At 65.6% G+C, this 18,049-nt stretch carries 16 protein-coding genes and 1 pseudogene; 12 read left to right on the plus strand and 5 right to left on the minus strand.

Annotated elements, in window-relative coordinates; genetic code table 11:
* Position 1: 1 nt before the first annotated feature.
* On the minus strand, positions 2-514 hold the full coding sequence (locus ACIBJI_RS29255; RefSeq protein ID WP_396955611.1) for a hypothetical protein: 513 nt from the start codon (positions 512-514) through the stop codon (positions 2-4).
* A 134-nt stretch (positions 515-648) separates the two neighbouring features.
* The gene (gene cobG, locus ACIBJI_RS29260; RefSeq protein WP_396955550.1) at positions 649-1,863 is read right to left on the minus strand and encodes a precorrin-3B synthase; all 1,215 of its coding nucleotides are present in this window, start codon (positions 1,861-1,863) and stop codon (positions 649-651) included.
* Positions 1,864-1,971: 108 nt separating this feature from the next.
* Here cobG and ACIBJI_RS29265 point away from each other — a divergent pair, with 108 nt between their 5' ends.
* From ACIBJI_RS29265 to ACIBJI_RS29275, 3 genes are all read left to right on the plus strand, one after another.
* Positions 1,972-2,412: a nuclear transport factor 2 family protein gene (locus ACIBJI_RS29265; RefSeq protein WP_364347415.1), complete on the plus strand. Its 441-nt coding sequence runs from the start codon at positions 1,972-1,974 to the stop codon at positions 2,410-2,412.
* A gap of 178 nt (positions 2,413-2,590) precedes the next feature.
* Positions 2,591-6,199 carry a cobaltochelatase subunit CobN gene (gene cobN / locus ACIBJI_RS29270; RefSeq protein WP_397086742.1) on the plus strand — a complete coding sequence of 1,203 codons (3,609 nt, stop codon included), beginning with the start codon at positions 2,591-2,593 and terminating at the stop codon, positions 6,197-6,199.
* A 171-nt stretch (positions 6,200-6,370) separates the two neighbouring features.
* A complete protein-coding gene (locus tag ACIBJI_RS29275; protein ID WP_397086744.1) occupies positions 6,371-6,901 on the plus strand; it encodes a hypothetical protein in 531 nt (176 codons plus the stop codon).
* A 113-nt stretch (positions 6,902-7,014) separates the two neighbouring features.
* Here the strand turns inward: ACIBJI_RS29275 and ACIBJI_RS29280 are convergent, their stop codons facing one another.
* The 3 genes from ACIBJI_RS29280 to ACIBJI_RS29290 all read right to left on the minus strand — a co-directional run bounded on the left by ACIBJI_RS29280 (position 7,015) and on the right by ACIBJI_RS29290 (position 9,542).
* Positions 7,015-7,989, minus strand: a complete 975-nt coding sequence (locus tag ACIBJI_RS29280; protein WP_397086746.1) for a helix-turn-helix transcriptional regulator — start codon at positions 7,987-7,989, stop codon at positions 7,015-7,017.
* Positions 7,990-8,103: 114 nt separating this feature from the next.
* A complete protein-coding gene (locus tag ACIBJI_RS29285) occupies positions 8,104-8,355 on the minus strand; it encodes a DUF6228 family protein (RefSeq protein WP_364347403.1) in 252 nt (83 codons plus the stop codon).
* Positions 8,356-8,543: 188 nt separating this feature from the next.
* Complete coding sequence (locus ACIBJI_RS29290; protein WP_397086748.1) at positions 8,544-9,542, minus strand: YeiH family protein; 999 nt, start codon at positions 9,540-9,542, stop codon at positions 8,544-8,546.
* A 147-nt stretch (positions 9,543-9,689) separates the two neighbouring features.
* Here ACIBJI_RS29290 and ACIBJI_RS29295 point away from each other — a divergent pair, with 147 nt between their 5' ends.
* From ACIBJI_RS29295 to ACIBJI_RS29335, 9 genes and pseudogenes are all read left to right on the plus strand, one after another.
* Complete coding sequence (locus ACIBJI_RS29295) at positions 9,690-10,619, plus strand: LysR substrate-binding domain-containing protein (RefSeq protein WP_397086750.1); 930 nt, start codon at positions 9,690-9,692, stop codon at positions 10,617-10,619.
* Between the two features lie 122 nt (positions 10,620-10,741).
* Entirely contained in the window at positions 10,742-11,560 is an 819-nt protein-coding gene (locus tag ACIBJI_RS29300; RefSeq protein WP_364347394.1) for a GntR family transcriptional regulator, read from the plus strand.
* A 12-nt stretch (positions 11,561-11,572) separates the two neighbouring features.
* Positions 11,573-14,238: pseudogene (locus ACIBJI_RS29305) on the plus strand (fumarate reductase/succinate dehydrogenase flavoprotein subunit).
* On the plus strand, positions 14,238-14,465 hold the full coding sequence (locus ACIBJI_RS29310) for a ferredoxin family protein (protein ID WP_327098653.1): 228 nt from the start codon (positions 14,238-14,240) through the stop codon (positions 14,463-14,465). The pseudogene ACIBJI_RS29305 and the gene ACIBJI_RS29310 overlap by 1 nt, the downstream one beginning before the upstream one ends.
* A 22-nt stretch (positions 14,466-14,487) precedes the next feature.
* Positions 14,488-15,918 (plus strand): ABC transporter substrate-binding protein, encoded by a 1,431-nt coding sequence (locus ACIBJI_RS29315; protein WP_364347390.1) that lies wholly within the window; start codon positions 14,488-14,490, stop codon positions 15,916-15,918.
* A gap of 29 nt (positions 15,919-15,947) precedes the next feature.
* Positions 15,948-16,823 (plus strand): ABC transporter permease, encoded by an 876-nt coding sequence (locus ACIBJI_RS29320; RefSeq protein WP_364347387.1) that lies wholly within the window; start codon positions 15,948-15,950, stop codon positions 16,821-16,823.
* Positions 16,820-17,596 (plus strand): ABC transporter ATP-binding protein, encoded by a 777-nt coding sequence (locus tag ACIBJI_RS29325; RefSeq protein ID WP_397086752.1) that lies wholly within the window; start codon positions 16,820-16,822, stop codon positions 17,594-17,596. The genes ACIBJI_RS29320 and ACIBJI_RS29325 overlap by 4 nt, the downstream gene beginning before the upstream one ends.
* The gene (gene fdxA, locus ACIBJI_RS29330; RefSeq protein WP_357477765.1) at positions 17,593-17,928 is read left to right on the plus strand and encodes a ferredoxin; all 336 of its coding nucleotides are present in this window, start codon (positions 17,593-17,595) and stop codon (positions 17,926-17,928) included. The genes ACIBJI_RS29325 and fdxA overlap by 4 nt, the downstream gene beginning before the upstream one ends.
* Positions 17,925-18,049 (plus strand): FAD/NAD(P)-binding protein (locus ACIBJI_RS29335; protein ID WP_357478072.1); only part of this gene is annotated, 125 nt, incomplete at its 3' end. The genes fdxA and ACIBJI_RS29335, both read left to right, overlap by 4 nt.

Here is an 18,049-nt window from a genome sequence, read left to right on the forward strand (position 1 = left end):
GTCAGAACGGGAGTTTGGTGCGCCAACCGCTGACGCCCGGTTCGGCCAACGGATGGACTTCGGCGACGAATTTGAACAACAGCAGTGCGCCGCTGATCTGTAGCACGGCGAGGGGGATTTCGCCGAAGCAGGCGATTGCGACGGAGAACCAGACGTCGCGAGGGTTGGCGGTCGTGATGTCGAACCAGGCATCCACGAGAAGCAACAGACCGGTGCCGAATGCGGGCAGTATGAGCAGTTGCTTGCGCTGCCAGCCCAGGTAGGCGGTCGTCGCCATCATGATGACCAGCAGGATGTCGAACCCGACCCAGGTCAGGGTCCAATTGCGGGCCTGATAATCGGGCGGCAGCGACACCGCGAGATACCCGATCCACGGAATCAACGCTATGGACCCACCCACCATCAGCGTCAACCGCACCCGTCGATGAAGCCGCACAATCTCCGGCCGAGGCAATACCCGCTCCGGCGGCAACTGCAACCGTCGAATCAACTCCCGCCGCTCCTGCGCCGACATAGCGTCGATCTCCGCATCACCCAGCGCCACCGGAACCCTCCTTACCACAGGCCATCAGCTGACCTCACCGTGCCACGGGCCGTGCCGAAGAACCAGATTATGTGGTGCCTGGTTGGTTGTTTGCTGGGCGGATGTCAGCCGATGCGGTAACCGTTTTCGGTAGCGACGATATCGGTGACCGGGCCGCGGGGGCGGCCGCAGCGGCGGTCGCAGCCGGACCAGTGTTGGCGGCCTGCGACCGTGACGTCGTCGGCGCTGTGGACTTCGATGGTCGCGCCGAGATCTGCCACGTCGCTGGAATTGCTCTCTGCGCCGGGCTGGTTTGTGGGGAGCAGTACGCGACCGGATTCGACGGCGGCGGTGGCGTCCGCGCGGACGTCGGTGAGCGCTTTCGCGCAGCCGGGTTGGCCTGCGCAGGCGCTGACCTGGAGCCAGGGGGAATTGGCGTCGAAGATCAGGCCCATGGGGGCCAGTACGCGAACGACCTGTTCGGCGGGCCATTCCGCCAGATCGGTGATCACCAGGCCGCGCCAGGGGGTGATGAAGATGGGGCGTTCGACGGCGGCAATGAATTCGGCGATGCGGGCGGGCAGAGAGCCGAGGCGAACGGCCGCGCCGAGGCTGACCAGACCATTGTCCTGGTCGAGCCAGCCGATCGGAATGTCATGGGAGACCCCGAATTCCAGGCGGTCGGGTCCGGGGGGCAGGCCGAGGATTTCGATCATCCGCCGCACACCGTCGTCGACTTCGTGCAGCCGCCATTGACCCGAGCCGAGCTCGAGGAAGGCGTGCGCTGCGGCCAGCATTACCTGGACCGCGTCGGCCGTGGATACTCGGATTCCGGAATCACTACCGGCCAGCACGAGCGCGAATTCGTCGGCGGCGGTGGCATGTACGCCGATGTCGCCACCGAGGCCGCTGATGTCGCCGCGACCGTCGTCGAGGGTGAACAGTACGCGGCCGGGCAGTTCGGCCAACCGCAGTGCGGCGCGCAAACCCGTGTCGAGCGCCGGAACGAGCGCATGTACATCCGCCCAGCCCCCGATCCGCCCCGACAGTGGTGACGCGACAATATTGCGCACCCGCTCATGCGTATCGCTCGGCAACAGCCCGGCACTCGCCAACCGCTCACTCAGCACGGCCGCATCACGCACCTGCCGCACCTGCACATTGCCCCGTGAGGTCAGCTCGATATTCCCATCGCCGAGCTCGACGGCTGCCTCGGCCAAAACCTGCAACTGCCCCGGCTCCAGCCGCCCACCGGGCAGCCGAATCCGAGCCAACGGCCCGTCGGCCGCCTGATGCAGCCGCAGCACACCAGGGCAGGAATCAGGATTCGCACGCTTCATGACCCGTCCAGCCTACGACCCCGCGGCCACGCAATCAGCGACGACTACGACGCTCGATAGCGACTGACCAGTCGGCGTCCACCCCTGCCCGCCATTAAGGTTGGCCGCATGAGTGAAATCTCCTCCGTTGCCGACCGACTCGCGATCATCGACGTCGTCACCAGGATGTTCGTCTACACCGATCAGAAGCGCTGGGATGACCTGCTCGCGGAGGTGTTTACGCCGAAGGTCGACTTCGATGGTGGCTTCGGTGGCGAGGTGGCGGTGCGACCCGCGGCCGACATCGTCGGCGATTGGCGCACGGGCCTGGCCGACCTCGACGGTCTTCATCACCAGGCGGGCAACTACCTGGTCGACCTGCAGGGCGACCACGCTGAAGTCCACGCCGACGCCATCGCGGTGCACGTGAAAAATGATGCGTCCCAAGGCAAGACGCGTACCTTCGTCGGCAGCTACAGCATCGGCGCCGACCGCACCGCCGCGGGCTGGCGGGTCGACAAATTCCACTACCACCTGAAGGTGATCGACGGAAACGCCGACCTGACCTGAGCGCAGAGTAGATGACCGTCGACGAGCGGCGCGAAGCGGCGGGCTAGCATCTGGGTTGCTCGGCGGGCGATGAGGAAACCGGTGGAACTCCGGTGCGGTCGCGCCACTGTCGAAAGCCAGACCCTCTCCGGCGAGCACTGTAACCGATGGGCGCGTCACCCGAGGAAGGCTGCCACCTGTGATTTTGCTGCTGTCGACGTCCGATACCGATCTATTGAGCGCGCGTGCGAGCGGTGCGGAATATCGGTGGGGGAATCCGGCTCGGCTGTTGGTCGAGGACCTGCCCGCGCTGCTCGACGGCGTCGATCTGGTGATCGTGCGGATCCTCGGCGGCAAGCGCGCCTGGGAAGATGGGCTCGCCGCCGTGCGCGCCAGCGGGGTGCCGATGGTGGCGCTCGGCGGTGAGATCGCACCCGACGCCGAGCTGATGGAATGCTCGACGGTGCCCGGCGGTGTGGCCGCCGACGCGCACAACTACCTCGCTGTCGGTGGTGCGGAAAATCTACGTCAGCTGCACAACTTCCTTTCGGATACGGTGTTGCTCACCGGCCACGGCTTCGAACCACCGGTGCAACTGCCGAGTTGGGGCGAGTTACAGCGCACGCCGAGCGCAACGGCCGAACATCCCCCGACTGTGGCCGTAATCTATTACCGCGCACAGCATCTCGCGGGAAACACCGCCTACATCGATGCGCTCTGCACGGCAATCGAAAACGCGGGCGCGAAAGCTTTGCCGCTGTACTGCGCATCTCTGCGCACCGCCGAACCGGAACTCCTGGACACCTTGCGCACCGCAGACGCACTGGTGGTGACCGTGCTCGCGGCAGGCGGCACCAAGCCCGCCAACGCATCGGCCGGTGGCGACGACGAGGCCTGGGATGTCGCGGCCCTCGCCGAACTGGATGTGCCGATCCTGCAGGGCCTGTGCCTCACCAGCGGCCGCGCCCAATGGGAGGCCAATGACGATGGGCTCTCCCCGCTGGACGTCGCCACCCAGGTGGCCGTCCCGGAATTCGACGGCCGCATCATCACGGTTCCGTTCTCGTTCAAGGAGTTCGACGCCGACGGACTGTCCACCTACATGCCCGATCCCGAGCGCGCGGCCCGGGTCGCCGGTATCGCGGTCCGGCACGCGCGGCTACGCCACATCCCGGCCGAACGGCGCCGCATCGCCATCATGATGTCGGCCTACCCGACCAAGCATGCGCGCATCGGCAACGCCGTCGGACTGGACACTCCCGCCAGCGCGATCCGGCTCCTCACCGAGATGCGCGCGGCCGGTTACGACCTCGGCGACGAGAGCGAGGTCCCGGGCCTCGCGGAGCGCGACGGAGACGCGCTGATCCACGCGCTGATCGCCGCGGGCGGTCAGGATCCGGATTGGCTCACCGCCGAACAGCTCGAAGGCAACCCGATCCGCATCAGCGCCGACCAGTACAGCAGCTGGTTCGACACCCTCCCCGAGGATCTACGCGAAGCGGTCATCGAGGCGTGGGGACCGCCTCCCGGCGAACTCTACGTGGACCGCTCCGCCGATCCTAAGGGCGAAATCGTCATCGCCGCATTGCGTTTCGGCAATATCGTGCTGATGGTGCAGCCACCGCGCGGCTTCGGCGAGAACCCGGTCGCCATTTACCACGACCCGGATCTGCCGCCAAGTCACCACTACCTCGCCGCCTACCGATGGATCGCCGCGCCCGAGGGATTCGCCGCCGACGCCATGGTGCACCTCGGCAAGCACGGCAACCTGGAATGGCTGCCCGGCAAAACCCTCGGCATGTCCGCCTCCTGCGGCACCGACGCTGCCCTCGGTGAGCTGCCACTGATCTACCCGTTCCTGGTCAACGATCCGGGCGAGGGCACCCAGGCCAAGCGCCGCGCGCATGCCACCCTGGTCGACCATCTCATCCCGCCCATGGCCCGTGCCGAAAGCTACGGCGATATCTCGCGTTTGGAGCAGCTGCTCGACGAACACGCCAACATCTCCACCCTGGACCCGGCCAAACTCCCCGCCATCCGCCAGCAGATCTGGACGCTCATGCGTGCGGCGAAGATGGACCACGACCTGGGCCTGGCCGAACGCCCGGACGAGGATGTCTTCGACGATATGCTGCTGCACGTCGACGGCTGGCTGTGCGAGATCAAGGATGTGCAGATCCGCGACGGTCTGCACATCCTCGGGCAGGCGCCGGCGGGGGAGACCGAACTCGACCTGGTCCTTGCCATGCTGCGCGCGCGTCAGCTGTGGGGTGGCGAGCGGAATGTGCCGGGTCTGCGGGAAGCCTTGGGGCTGAACGAATCCGGCACCGAGGTGCGCGAGCGGGTCGATGCGGTGGAGACCCAAGCGCGTGAGCTGCTCTCCGCACTGCAAGCTGCCGACTGGTCCGTAGACGCCGTCGACGGAATTGTCGACTCATCGACCGCGCCCGCGACCGACCCGACGTTCGCCGCGGTGCGCGCCGTGCTGCGCTTCGCCGCGACCGAAGTCGTGCCCCGCCTGCGTCAGACCGGTATCGAGATCGACCGAATCCTGCACGCGCTCAATGGCGGCTTCATTCCCGCCGGGCCGAGCGGATCACCATTGCGTGGCCTGATCAATGTGCTGCCGACCGGTCGGAATTTCTACTCGGTCGATCCGAAGGCCGTCCCATCACGACTGGCCTGGGAGACCGGGTCGGCCATGGCGGATTCCCTGCTCGATCGGTACAAGGCCGATCACGGAGAATATCCGCGCTCGGTCGGGCTGTCGGTGTGGGGCACCTCCGCTATGCGCACCTCCGGCGACGACATCGCGGAAGTCCTTGCGCTGCTGGGTGTCCGCCCAGTCTGGGATGAGGCGAGCCGCCGCGTCACCACCCTCGAGGTGATATCGCTGGCGGAACTGGGCCGTCCGCGCGTCGACGTCACGGTCCGCATCAGCGGCTTCTTCCGCGATGCGTTCCCACATGTGCTCGCACTGCTCGACGACGCGGTCCGACTGGTCGCCGACCTCGACGAGCCCGCCGAGTCGAATTATGTTCGCGCCCACGCCCAGAACGATCTCGCCCAACACGGCGACAAGCGCCGCGCCACCACCCGCATCTTCGGCTCCAAACCCGGCACCTACGGCGCGGGCCTGCTGCAACTGATCGACTCCAAGAGCTGGCGCACCGACGACGACCTCGCACAGGTCTACACCGCGTGGGGCGGGTTCGCCTACGGCCGCGACCTCGACGGCGCACCCGCCGCCGACGATATGCGCACCGCATACCGGCGGATCACGGTGGCCGCCAAGAACACCGACACCCGCGAACACGATATCGCCGACTCCGACGACTACTTCCAGTATCACGGCGGCATGGTCGCCACCGTGCGCGCGCTGACCGGTAAGAATCCGCAGGCCTACATCGGCGACAGCACCCGCCCCGATGCCGTGCGCACCCGCACGCTCTCGGAGGAGACCTCGCGCGTCTTCCGTGCCCGAGTGGTGAATCCGCGCTGGCTCGAGGCGATGCGCCGCCACGGCTATAAGGGCGCCTTCGAAATGGCGGCCACCGTCGACTATCTGTTCGGCTACGACGCCACCACCAATGTAGTGGCCGACTGGATGTACGAAAAGCTTGCGGAGAGTTACGTTTTCGATGACGAGAACCGCAAGTTCATGGAGCAGTCCAACCCATGGGCGCTGCACGGCATTGCCGAGCGTCTGCTGGAGGCGGCGCAACGGGAGTTGTGGGAGCATCCGGAGCAGGCAACACTGGACCGATTGCGGCAGATCTACCTGGAGACCGAGGGTGAACTTGAATAGCCGGTAATGCAATACCCCAGTTCCTCGGGTATTCCAATTTTTTGATCTTGCAACGTATTTCGATTTCATGATTCCCACGACGCCGAGTGTGCCGAGGGCGCATGATGATTGATGTCCGATGTCCGTTTCTCGGAAACATCGATCGAATCGGCTGGATGATTGGAAATCAAAATGAAGATCAAAAAGTTGGTGGCGACAACGGTTTTGACCGTTGCCGCGACAGGCATCACCGCGGCCACCGCCTACGGCTCGCCTGAAGTATCGTCGGAAACAGTGCTCAGCGGCGTGGATCACGGCGTCCAATACACCGCGGCGGTCGCGACCGACCGCTCCGACGCGACCATCACACTGGCCTCGGGCAAGTTCGTCCTGACGCCCGATGCCGGCATCACGGTGCTCGCACCGGACGGGGTCATGGTCGCCACCGTGCCGACCACACTGCAGACGGCGGCGGGCCAGCAGGTGCATGTCACACCCGAAGTCGATGCCGCGGCAACGACATTGACGCTGACACCGGTCAATGCTCCGGCACCGCAATCGGCCCCGCTGCAGTTCATCGGTGATGCGGGCACCACGGTCGCGGGTGTGTTGATCGGATGCGCTGTCGGCGCACTGATCGGACTGCTGTTCTTTATCGTCGGATTCCTGCCCGGATGTGTCATCGGCGGAATCATCGGCGGCATCGCCGGCGCCAATCAGTAATGAGGTAAATCGAGCTGTTTGATTAAGCCTCGAGCGGGTACTCCCGGCCGGGCATTCCGGAGAATTCGTCCGACCGGGGTTGCCGCTCACCGAAATTCAGGACGCATCGCATTTCAATTTCCACCCGCAGCTTTGCGAAACCGCTCGGCCGTTGAGCGCAGGTGCGAGGCGAGTTCGGGTGCGTCCAGGACTTCGAAGTCGACATCGAGTAGTCCGAGATACAACGTCAACGTATGTGGCGTATCCGAACCGACCTGGATCACACAGTGATTCGGGCCATCGGGTTCGACTGTCACGGCTGCCGGTAGCCGCGTACGCACAGTGGTAGCCGGGGCCGCCACCCGCACCTTGGCGCGGTAGCGCCACGTCGCCGCGCCGACACCGCGCTGTATCCGTTCGGCCACTTCGGTTTCGGGAACGCTGCGCGGGGTGAATCGTGCACCGTTCGGTGTCCGCGGCGCTATTCGGTCGACTCGGAAGGTGCGCCAGTCGGCGCGACCGACATCCCACGCCACCAGATACCAGCGGCCGTTCCAATGCGCGAGCCGATGCGGCTCCACCTCACGCCGCGATGGCGGTCGTTGTTCAACTGTGTCCGAATGGGTTTCGTAATCGAACCGCAGCCGCTCGCTGGCCCGGATCGCCGCGGCGACAGTGGTGAGCACGCCCGCGTCCACATTCGACTGACCCGGATGCGGCACATGCACGGTCGCGGCGGTCAGCGCCCGAACCCGATGCCGCAGCCGCGACGGCAGCACCTGCTCCAGCTTCGCCAACGCCCGCACCGAAGTCTCCTCGATCCCGGTCACCGCCCCATTCGCCGCCGTCGCCAACCCGACCGCCACTGCTACGGCCTCCTCGTCGTCCAAAAGCAATGGCGGCAGCGAAGACCCGGCCCCCAACCGATACCCGCCCGCAACCCCCGGCGTCGCATCCACTGGATACCCGAGCTTCCGCAATCGCTCGACATCCGTACGAATGGTCCGCGTCGTAACCCCGAGCCGCTCAGCCAACGCAGGCCCAGTCCAATCCCGATGCATCTGTAGCAACGACAACAACCGCAACAACCGCGCCGAGGTCTCCAACATTGCTCGATCATCGCAGCAATCGCGGAAGGAATTCTTCCGCAGGGACGTGGCGGAGTTACTGTCCTACGAGCAGACGCTCTCGGCGGGATGTTCTACCTGTTCCGCCGATCGCGATCACCCCGTCGAGGGCGAGCCACAGCGATCACGGACACCGTCCCAGCCGGTGAAGTTGCCAGCCAGTTCGTCGAAGAACGAGACGAGATCGCTGTCGCCCATGACTGCCAGCGTCACCTGATGCACGGTGGCGAGCAGCCCGGGAGCGCCGATCTGGGCGCAGACCTGGATCGAGCCATCGCCGCAAGGATCGGCCCGGTTCCACAGCCGAGCCCATGTCCCGTTACCCGGAGCACCCAGGCATACTGCCATGCCGGGAGCGCAACCGAGTTGCAGTCGCACTCCATCACCGCATGCTATCGCTATCCACCCTGCTCGGCGGAGCCCTGATGACCTCTCGCATTACATTTCCGCGCCCCTAGGAAATGCGGAGCAAAATCTTCTGCAATGGCATCGAGAGTGATCCTCGTGACGAGAACAGAGCAAAAATGCGGCGAATATCAGCGCCAGCCGGTAGCGGTCTGAAGTGCCAGGCTGGTCACGGCCAGGATGAGGGCGATTGCTCCGCCGAAAAGGAGCGGGCGCGGTCCGGCGATGCGGACATGTTGCCAGGTAAGGGCAGTCCCGATGGCGGCGAGTACGGCGGCGATGAGCCACGCGCTGAGGTGTCCGAGCGGGGCCGACCAGGATGCGGGCACCGCACCGAGCCCGGCGATCAGCGATGCGATCAGGAAGAGGACGACGAACAGTGGGAAGGTCCGCCACAGTGGGGTTTTCATAGTTTCACCTGCCTTTCGGCGAGCCAGCTGTAGGCCGAGACACATCGGAACGATCATCAGGCTGCGGACGAGTTTGACGATCACCGCGAAATGCGCTGCCGCAGGGCCGAATATCACGCCCGCCGCGAGCACCGAGGAGGTGTCGTTGATGGCGGTACCGGCCCAGAGTCCGAATGCCTCCTGGGATAGACCGAGCACGTGCCCCAGTGGTGGATACAGCAGTACGGCAACGATATTGAACACGAAGATCGTGCCGAGGGCGTAGGCGACCCGGTCCTTATCCGGCTTGATAACCGCAGTGGCGGCGGCGATGGCGGAGGCACCGCAGATCATCGTCCCGACCGCGACCAGGATGGCCGATTCCTGTTCCAGCGCAAGCATTCTGCCGATGATGACCGCGGCCACCGCGCCGACGACGATGGTTCCGATCAGCACCACCGCTGTCTGCCGTCCAACTGTCAGTACCGAGCCGAAGGGCAGCCCGAGGCCGAGCAACACGATTGCGGCGCCGAGCAGGCGTTTGCGGGTGAGTGCCAGGCCGGGCGCGAATATCCCTGCTTCCTCGACCGATCGGCGCGCCAGCACGCCGATCGCCGCGCCAGCGAGTAGCGCGACGACAGGTGCGCCCACCATCGGCAGTGCGTTGCCGAGGATGGTCGCCGCAGTGGCGACAACGGCCGCGAGCAGGATCCCGGGAAGATTTCGGCGTAGCGACGTCACGCCTTCACGATTGTGAGCGGGCTGCTTCGCCGGTAGCCGTCGGGGCGGGTGGAGCTCATCAGCAGCGCTGATGGGCGGCCGGATGCGCTGGCGGCTGCGAATCGCTCCGGGTGCCGCATGCGGCGCGCCCACCCATAATCGGACCTCATGACCCTGCCGCCCGGAACGCCCGATCTGGACGTACTCGATTTGCTGGTTTCCGTCGCGAAGCTCGGCAGCCTCGGCGCGGCCGCACGTCGGCACGGCATTACCCAACCCGCCGCGAGTATGCGGATCAGTGCGCTCGAGCGCAGGCTGCGATTGTGTCTGCTGGAGCGCGGGCCGACCGGCTCGGAACTGACCGACGCGGGGCGGGTCGTGGTCGGCCACGCCCTGCCGGTGCTCGAGGCCGCACGTTCATTCGTGGATGGTGTGACCGCATTACATGCCGCTGACGTGTCCCGGCTGCGAGTCGCCGCCTCGAAAACCATCGCCGACCATCGGATGCCGCAGTGGCTCGATGCCTTACGAGCTACCTGCCCGGATGTGGCCGTTTCCCTTGCGGTGGACAACACCCGGCAGGTGGAGGCTATGGTCCGTAGCGCCGAGGCCGATCTGGGGTTCGTCGAGGGTCCGCATCAACCGCGTGACCTCGGCAGCCGGGTGCTCGGCGCGGATGAATTGGTGGTGGTCGTCGGGCCGACGCATGCGTGGGCGACCCGTCGCAAACCGGTCGCCCTACGGGAGCTTGCGACAACTGCCTTGCTGTGGCGTGAATCGGGATCGGGCACCAGGGAAGCCGTCTGGGAAATCCTGAGCGCCGAATGCCAGCCGGCGCTGCCCGCCGCCGAACTCGGTTCCGCGGTGGCGATCATCTCGGCCGCATGCAGCGGTGTGGCGCCCGCGGTGGTGAGCAAGCTGATCGCCGCGTCGGCCCTGGCGGCGGGCGCCCTCATCGAGGTGCGCTTGTCGACCCCGGTGGCCTTGACCAGAAAGTTTCGGGCCATCTGGCGGCATCAACTGCCACCGTCGGGCCCCGCCGAGATTTTGGTGAAATATGCGGCGGAGCTGGAAGCCCATCGCGCATCCAACTGGTGATACTCCGGCCGTCGCAGGAATTTGCCCAGGTAGCGGCCCTGCGCCGGTGCCGATAACTGGCGTAACCATTCGGTAATTGCGGGAAACGTCGCACGTAACGAACGGTTCGCAGCATTTGCCGCATGACAGGCAGAACGCATTCGGGAAATCCGGCAAGGGCGGGCGCCCCGGATCCGAGCACCGGTAGGCGCTCGGCGCCGGCTCGCCGGATCCGGGACATCCTGCGGGCACGTATCCGCAGTGGTATCTACGGCAATCGGCCACTGCCGTCGGAGGCGCAATTGGCCGCCGACTTCGATACCAGCCGCAATATTGTGCGTGATGCGCTGGCATTGCTGCGCGATGAGGGTCTGGTCGACCGGGTTCCCGGGGCGGGCACCTTCGTCGTATCCGATAAGGCGGTGCAGGGGCTGGACCGGCTGCGTGGTCTTGCCGAGACCTTCGAGACCGGCACGGATCGGGTCGTCAACCGGGTGCTGCTGGCGGAGGTCGTCCCTGCGACACCCATCGTGGCCGAGCGGCTCGAGCTCGAACCGGCGACACCGGTGGTCGCGCTGGAGCGGATCCGCTACCTCGACGGCACACCGCTGTCGTTGGACGCCAGCTACCTCACCGCCGATATCGGCGCGCCGCTGCTGACGATGGATCTGACCGGCTCCGATGTATTCGGTCTGGTGGAGGCCGAACTCGGCCTACCGCTGGGTTCGGCGGCGGTTTCGATCGAGGCGGTAGCCGCGGATCCGACGGTCGCCGGCCTCCTGGAGGTCCGCGCGGGTTCGCCGCTGCTGTTCCTGGAACGGCTCACCTACACCGACTCCGGCCGGCCCATCGACCTGGAGTACGTCCGCTATCGCGGGGACCGGTTCTCGCTGTCGGGCCGACTGCATCGCATTCCGGTCACACCGAATCGCGGTGTGGCCGAACCGAACGAAAGGGGCTGATCTCCGATGCCAATGGATATCCCACCGGTTGCGCAGCGCAGGGAGCTGAGCTGCGATGTACTCGTCGTCGGCGGCGGCACCGCGGGAACGATGGCCGCACTCACCGCGGCCGAGCACGGCGCGAATGTCCTGTTGCTGGAGAAAGCGCATGTGCGGCATTCCGGTGCGCTCGCCATGGGAATGGACGGGGTGAACAACGCCGTCGTTCCCGGCAAGGCGAGCCCCGAGGATTACGTCGCCGATATCACGGTGGCCAATGACGGAATTGTCAACCAGCGCACCGTCTATCAGACCGCGACGCGCGGCTTCGACATGGTGCGGCGGCTGGAGAGCTACGGGGTCAAGTTCGAGAAGGATGAGCACGGCGAATACGCGGTGCGCAAGGTGCACCGGTCCGGCAGTTATGTGCTGCCGATGCCGGAGGGGCGCGATGTGAAGAAGGTGCTCTATCGCACACTGCGCGCCCGCGATGTCCGAGCGAAAGTGACGATCAACAACCGGGTCATGCCGGTGCGGGTGTTGACCGTCGGTGGACGGGCGGTCGGCGCGGTCGGATTCGATACGCGCACCGGTGAATTCGTCACGATCTCGGCCGGCGCGGTCATCCTGGCCACCGGGGCGTGCGGCCGGCTCGGTCTGCCCGCCAGCGGTTATCTGTACGGTACCTACGAGAATCCCACGAACGCCGGTGACGGCTATGCGATGGCCTACCACGCGGGCGCGGAACTGTCGGGTATCGAATGTTTCCAGATCAACCCGCTGATCAAGGATTACAACGGTCCGGCCTGCGCCTATGTCGCCAATCCGTTCGGCGGCTACCAGGTCAACGCCGATGGCAACCGGTTCGTCGACTGCGACTACTGGTCCGGGCAGATGATGGCGGAGGTCAAGCGCGAACTCGACAGCGCTCGAGGGCCGATCTATTTGAAACTCAGCCATCTGCCGGATGCGACGATCGAGCAGATCGAGGGGATCCTGCACACCACCGAGCGGCCGACCCGCGGCACCTTCCACACCGGACGCGGAACCGACTATCGGACGCGGGATATCGAAATGCACATCTCCGAAATCGGCTTGTGCAGTGGGCATTCCGCATCCGGGGTCTGGGTCGACGAATATGCCGCGACCACCGTGCCCGGACTGTACGCGGCAGGCGATATGGCGCTGGTCCCGCACAACTACATGATCGGCGCGTTCGTCTACGGCGATATCGCCGGTGGCAGTGCGAGTGACTATGCCAGCGGCGCGGCACATCCCGAACTGCCTGAGGACCAGATCTCGGCCGCGCACGCATTGATCTATCGGCCGCTGACCAACCCGGACGGTCCGCCGCAGCAGCAGGTGGAATACAAACTGCGCCGCTTCGTGAACGACTATCTGCAGCCACCGAAAACGCAGCGCTATCTGACGCTCGGGCTGGAGGCATTCGAGCGGATGCACACCGATATCGAGCGGATGGGCGCGCACACCCCGCATGAGCTGATGCGTTGTGCGGAGGTGACATTCATCCGGGATTGCGCCGAGATGGCCGCGCGTGCGTCACTGCGGCGTACCGAGAGCCGCTGGGGGCTCTACCATCAGCGCTCCGATCGGCCGGAGCGCGACGATGCCGAATGGTTCTGTCACCTCAACCTGTTCCGCGGTGAATCAGGGGCGATGGAGTTCACCACGCGGCCGGTCGCCCCCTACATCGTGCCGGTGCCCGGATTCGTCCGGCCCGACGGCGTGCCCGATGCGGCGGCACCGGAGTTGGTCGGCGCATGGGGTGCCCGATGAGTGCCCGCTTGCTCCAGTTGATGGATCTGGCCGATGAGTGTCCCGAGCTTACCCAACTTCGACCATTTCTGGTCGACCCGGATCCAGAGGTCCGCCGCACGGCGCTGTCGGTGCTCAGCGAGACCACCGAGGAGTGGGCGGCGGCCACGCCGATGATCGCGGGGGGTCTGGCCGATGTCGATGTCACCGTGCGCCACGCCGCCATCGGTCTGCTCACCGAACTGCTCGAGGTGCTGGTTCCCGGCGTGGAATTCGATGCGACACTGCGAAGCTGCGTATCGGCGGCCGAACCCGCCGTACGCTCCGCGGCGATCGGCGCACTGTGGCGACACCGTCGGGTCGACGCCGCCGAACTGTTCGGCTTGCTCGCCGACCCGAATGCCGAGGTGCGCCGTACGGTGGTCAGCGGGCTCACCTCGGTGGATGCACTGGCCGAACTCGACGCAGCGGCCGCCGACCCCGATCCGCTCGTGCGCATCGCGGTCGCCAAAGGCGTTGCCGCGGTGGGCGATCCACGAGGATCGGCGACGCTCGTCGGACTGGCTACTGACGACGATGCGCTCGTGCGGGCCGCCGCGCTGTCCGGGCTGGCCGAAACCGGATGTACTGCGGAGGCGGCAGCGGTCGCCGCGACCGCGATCACCGATCCGGCCTGGCAAGTCCGCCAGGGCGCGGCGAACGCACTGGCGGTTGTCGACCCTGATTACGCCGCACCTCACCTGATTTCGGCGGTCGCCGACGACAACCTCGATGTCCGCAAAGCGGCTGTGCGTGCACTCGCCGAACGGATCGCCGAACGTCCCGAGGTCACCGCCGCCCTGCAATCCGCACTGGAGGACCCGGACGCCGATGTCCGCGCCTTCGCTCGCATCGGCATCGCCAACTCTCGGAAGGAAATCTGATGGCTCTGGTCAACTCCCGAATCGACGTTCCGGTCACCGTCGATGAACAGAAATGCATCGACGGCTGCACCCTGTGCGTCGATATGTGCCCACTGGATTCGCTCGCGATCCACCCGGATTCCGGCAAGGCGTATATGCACGTCGACGAGTGCTGGTATTGCGGCCCGTGCGCGGCCCGCTGTCCGGTCGGCGCCGTGACCGTCAACATCCCCTACTTGCTGCGCTGATCGCGGGCGAAGGAACACCACGATGAGGACACCACGCACGACCTTTCGAGGCCGGCTCGCGCTGCTGCTCGGTGCCGCGACCGCGACAACCGTCGTCGCCGGCTGCGGCTCCGGCAGCGACGGCAAAACGATCACTGTCGATATCGGCTATCAATCCAAGACCATCAATACCGTCACCGCGGGCACGCTGTTGCGTGATCGCGGCACGTTCGAGGCCAAGCTGGCCGAACTCGGCAAGTCGAAAGGTGTGACGTACAAGGTCGAATGGAAGGACTTCGCCGCCGGGCCCCCGCTGACCGCGCAGATGCTGGCGGGCCAGGTCGATATCGGGTCGATGGGCGATGCTCCGATCCTGGTCAACGGGTCGAAGACGCGCGATCACGCCGACGTGAAGTCCGAATTGATCGCGGTCACCGGCTACAACCTGCGCGGATCACTGAATCAGGTAGTGGTTCCGTTGGAATCACCTGCGGCGACCCTGGCGGATCTACGCGGCAAGGTCGTTTCGACCAGCGTCGGCTCCGCCGCACACGGCATGCTCGCCACCGGCCTGTCCGGGATCGGGCTCACCCTGGACGATGTGAAACTGCTCGGCCAGGACCCGGCCGTCGGGGCGTCGGCACTGCAGGGCGATCAGGTGTCGGCGCTGGCGCAGTTCGTGCCGTGGCCGCAGAAGCTCGTCTTCGACGGTAAGGCCAGATTGCTCTATGACGGTGGTAGCGCCAACATTCCGACCTTCCATGCGGTTGTGGCGAATAAGCGATTCGACGAGGCGAACCCGGATATCGTCGCGGCATTCCTCGCCGCGCAACGCGAGACCACCGATTATCTGAACCAGAATCCGCTGGCCGCCGCGAAGCGGGTCGCCGAGATCACCGGAATACCGGCAGAAGTCGTGTACTTGTACAACGGCCCCAATGGCCTGGTGAGTTTCGATCCGACCATCAAGCCCCAGCAGGTCGATGCGCTCGGCAAATTGCTGCCCTTCTTGAAGGGGCTCGGTGCGCTGGCTGATCTGGATCTCGGCGAGTTCGTCAACGACAAATACGTTCGGGCGCTGTATGGATCCGACTACGAGACCCAGCGCGCCTCGACCAGCGCCCCGAGCAGATTGACCGGTATCGACTCGGTCTGTGGGGGCGCCGTCGACAATACGGCGACCGCTTCCGAGGTGTGGTTCGAAGGTGCCGACACCACCTCGGTGGCCAAGACCCCGACCTGCTTGCTTCGCCTGATCGCCCAGCACGGCGGCTCGGCCCGGGTCGGCTATGTCCCGGATACCGCGTCCGGAATGCGGATCTTCGCGGCCACCGCCACCTGGGTGAGTGATCCCGCGGCCGCACCCGACGAGCGGCTGAAACCGTTCGCGGTCAAGGCCGACGCCCAGGCCTATGCGGGCGGCCATCCGGGCGCAGCCGTAATCGACTACGCCGCAGCACTGCTGGCCCGCTAGACATCCGACACGAGATCAGGAGGTTCGATATGACGGTATCCGCCGAACCGGTTGCCGCAATCCCGGCAACGTCTGCCGAAACGGAGGCGACCACCCACCGATCGACCGGACGGCCCGTCCGGGTAGTGCTGCCTGGCCGACTGCGCACGGCACTGCTCACTGCGGTACCGCTGGGCGCGCTGGTTTTGCTGTGGTATCTGCTCACGGCGAACCAGGTGGTGTTCTGGCTGCGCTTCGACAAGATCCCCACGCCCGCGGAGGTTCTGGACTCGTTCCGAACTCAGCTGGGCACCCATTCCTACTACAGCAATATCGTCTCCAGCATCCGCCGAATTCTGATCGGCTTCGGGCTGGCGACGGTGGGCGGTGTGCTCGTCGGTATGGCGATCGGTCGCTCATACATGGTCAGCGCGCTGGTGCGACCGATACTGGAGGTATTCCGGCCGATACCGGCAATCGCGTTGGTGCCCTTGGCTATTCTGCTGTTCCCGACGGGGGAGCAGGGCATCGTCTTCATCACCTTCTTCGCGGCATTCTTCCCGGTAGCGGTCAGCACCATCCATGCCATGCACGCCCTGCCGAAGGTGTGGGAAGAAGCCGCTCGCACGCTCGGCGCGCGACGTTGGGAGATCCTGTTCCAGATCGCCTTGCCCGGTGCGCTACCCGGCATCTTCTCGGGGCTTTCGGTGGCGATGGGCGTCGCGTGGATCTGCGTGATCAGTGCCGAAATGATCTCCGGACAGTTCGGTATCGGTTATTTCACCTGGCAGTCCTACGGCCTGCTCGACTATCCGGGGGTCGTGGTCGGAATGCTGTCGATCGGAGTGCTGGGCTGGGCCACGGCCTGGCTCGTCGAAGTGGTCGGTCGGCGGGTCAACCGTTGGTTGCCGAGGGCAGTGCGATGAGTGCGGGAGCGGCCGTCCGGATGCGCCAGCTGCGCATATCATACGGCGAAAGCCTTGCTGCCGAAGTGGATCTCGATGTCGACCCAGGCGAGATCGTGGTACTGCTCGGTCCGTCGGGATGCGGTAAATCAACCATCCTGCGTGCCATGGCCGGATTGCTGACACCGATCGGTGGCACCGCCGAAGTGGATGGCGGTGCAGTGGGTACCGGCGCACAATGCGCGATGGTCTTTCAGGAAGACGCGCTGTTGCCATGGCGCACCGCTCGTAAGAATGTCGAATTCGCGTTGCGGCTGCGTGGGGTGCCGCGCGGTCGGCGTCGACCGGAGGCATTGGAATTGTTGAATCAGGTGGGGCTCAACGACTTCGGTGACCACCTGCCCGGCGCCCTGTCCGGTGGTATGCGCCAGCGCGTGCAGCTGGCCCGCACCCTGGCCGCACAACCGCGCGTACTGCTCATGGACGAACCGTTCGGTGCGTTGGATGCGCAGACCCGCGCCGATATGCAGCGGTTGCTGATCTCGGTGTGGCAGCGTCACAAGACGACTGTCCTGTTCGTCACCCACGACGTCGACGAGGCTTTGCTGCTCGCGGATCGGATCGTCCTGCTGACCACTCGTCCCGCCCGGATCCAGCGCATCATCACGATCGACAATCCCCGCGCGCCGGGCGCTCGATTCGAACCCGAATTCGCGCGGCGCCGCTACGAAATCCTGGCCGCACTCGGTGAAGACACCGAGCTCGCGACCGCATCGGCTGAGGAGGCGTCATGACCTTCGTAATCGGCGCCGCCTGCGTGGACGTCATGGATCGGGCCTGTGTGGAGGAGTGCCCGGTCGACTGCATCTACACCGGTGGTCGGATGGCCTATATCCATCCGACCGAATGTGTGGATTGCGGTGCCTGCGAACCGGTATGCCCGGTCGAGGCCATCTACCTCGATGACGATATCCCTGCCGGGCAACAGCAGTTCGTGGCCGAGAACGAGCGATTTTTCACCGAACCGCTGCCGGGGCGCGATATCGCGCTCGGATCGCCGGGCAGTGCGGCGAAATTGGGTGCGGTCGGGGCGGATACGGCATTCGTGGAGGCGTATCAGCCATGAGTGTGCCGAAATACCCACTGCGCGTGGCGATCGTGGGCGCGGGCCCGGCCGGTATCTACGCCGCCGACGCGTTGATGAAGTCCGATGCCGAGGTGAGCATCGACCTGTACGAGCGCATGCC

This window comes from Nocardia sp. NPDC050408 (genome assembly GCF_044458905.1).
Lineage (GTDB): Bacteria > Actinomycetota > Actinomycetes > Mycobacteriales > Mycobacteriaceae > Nocardia.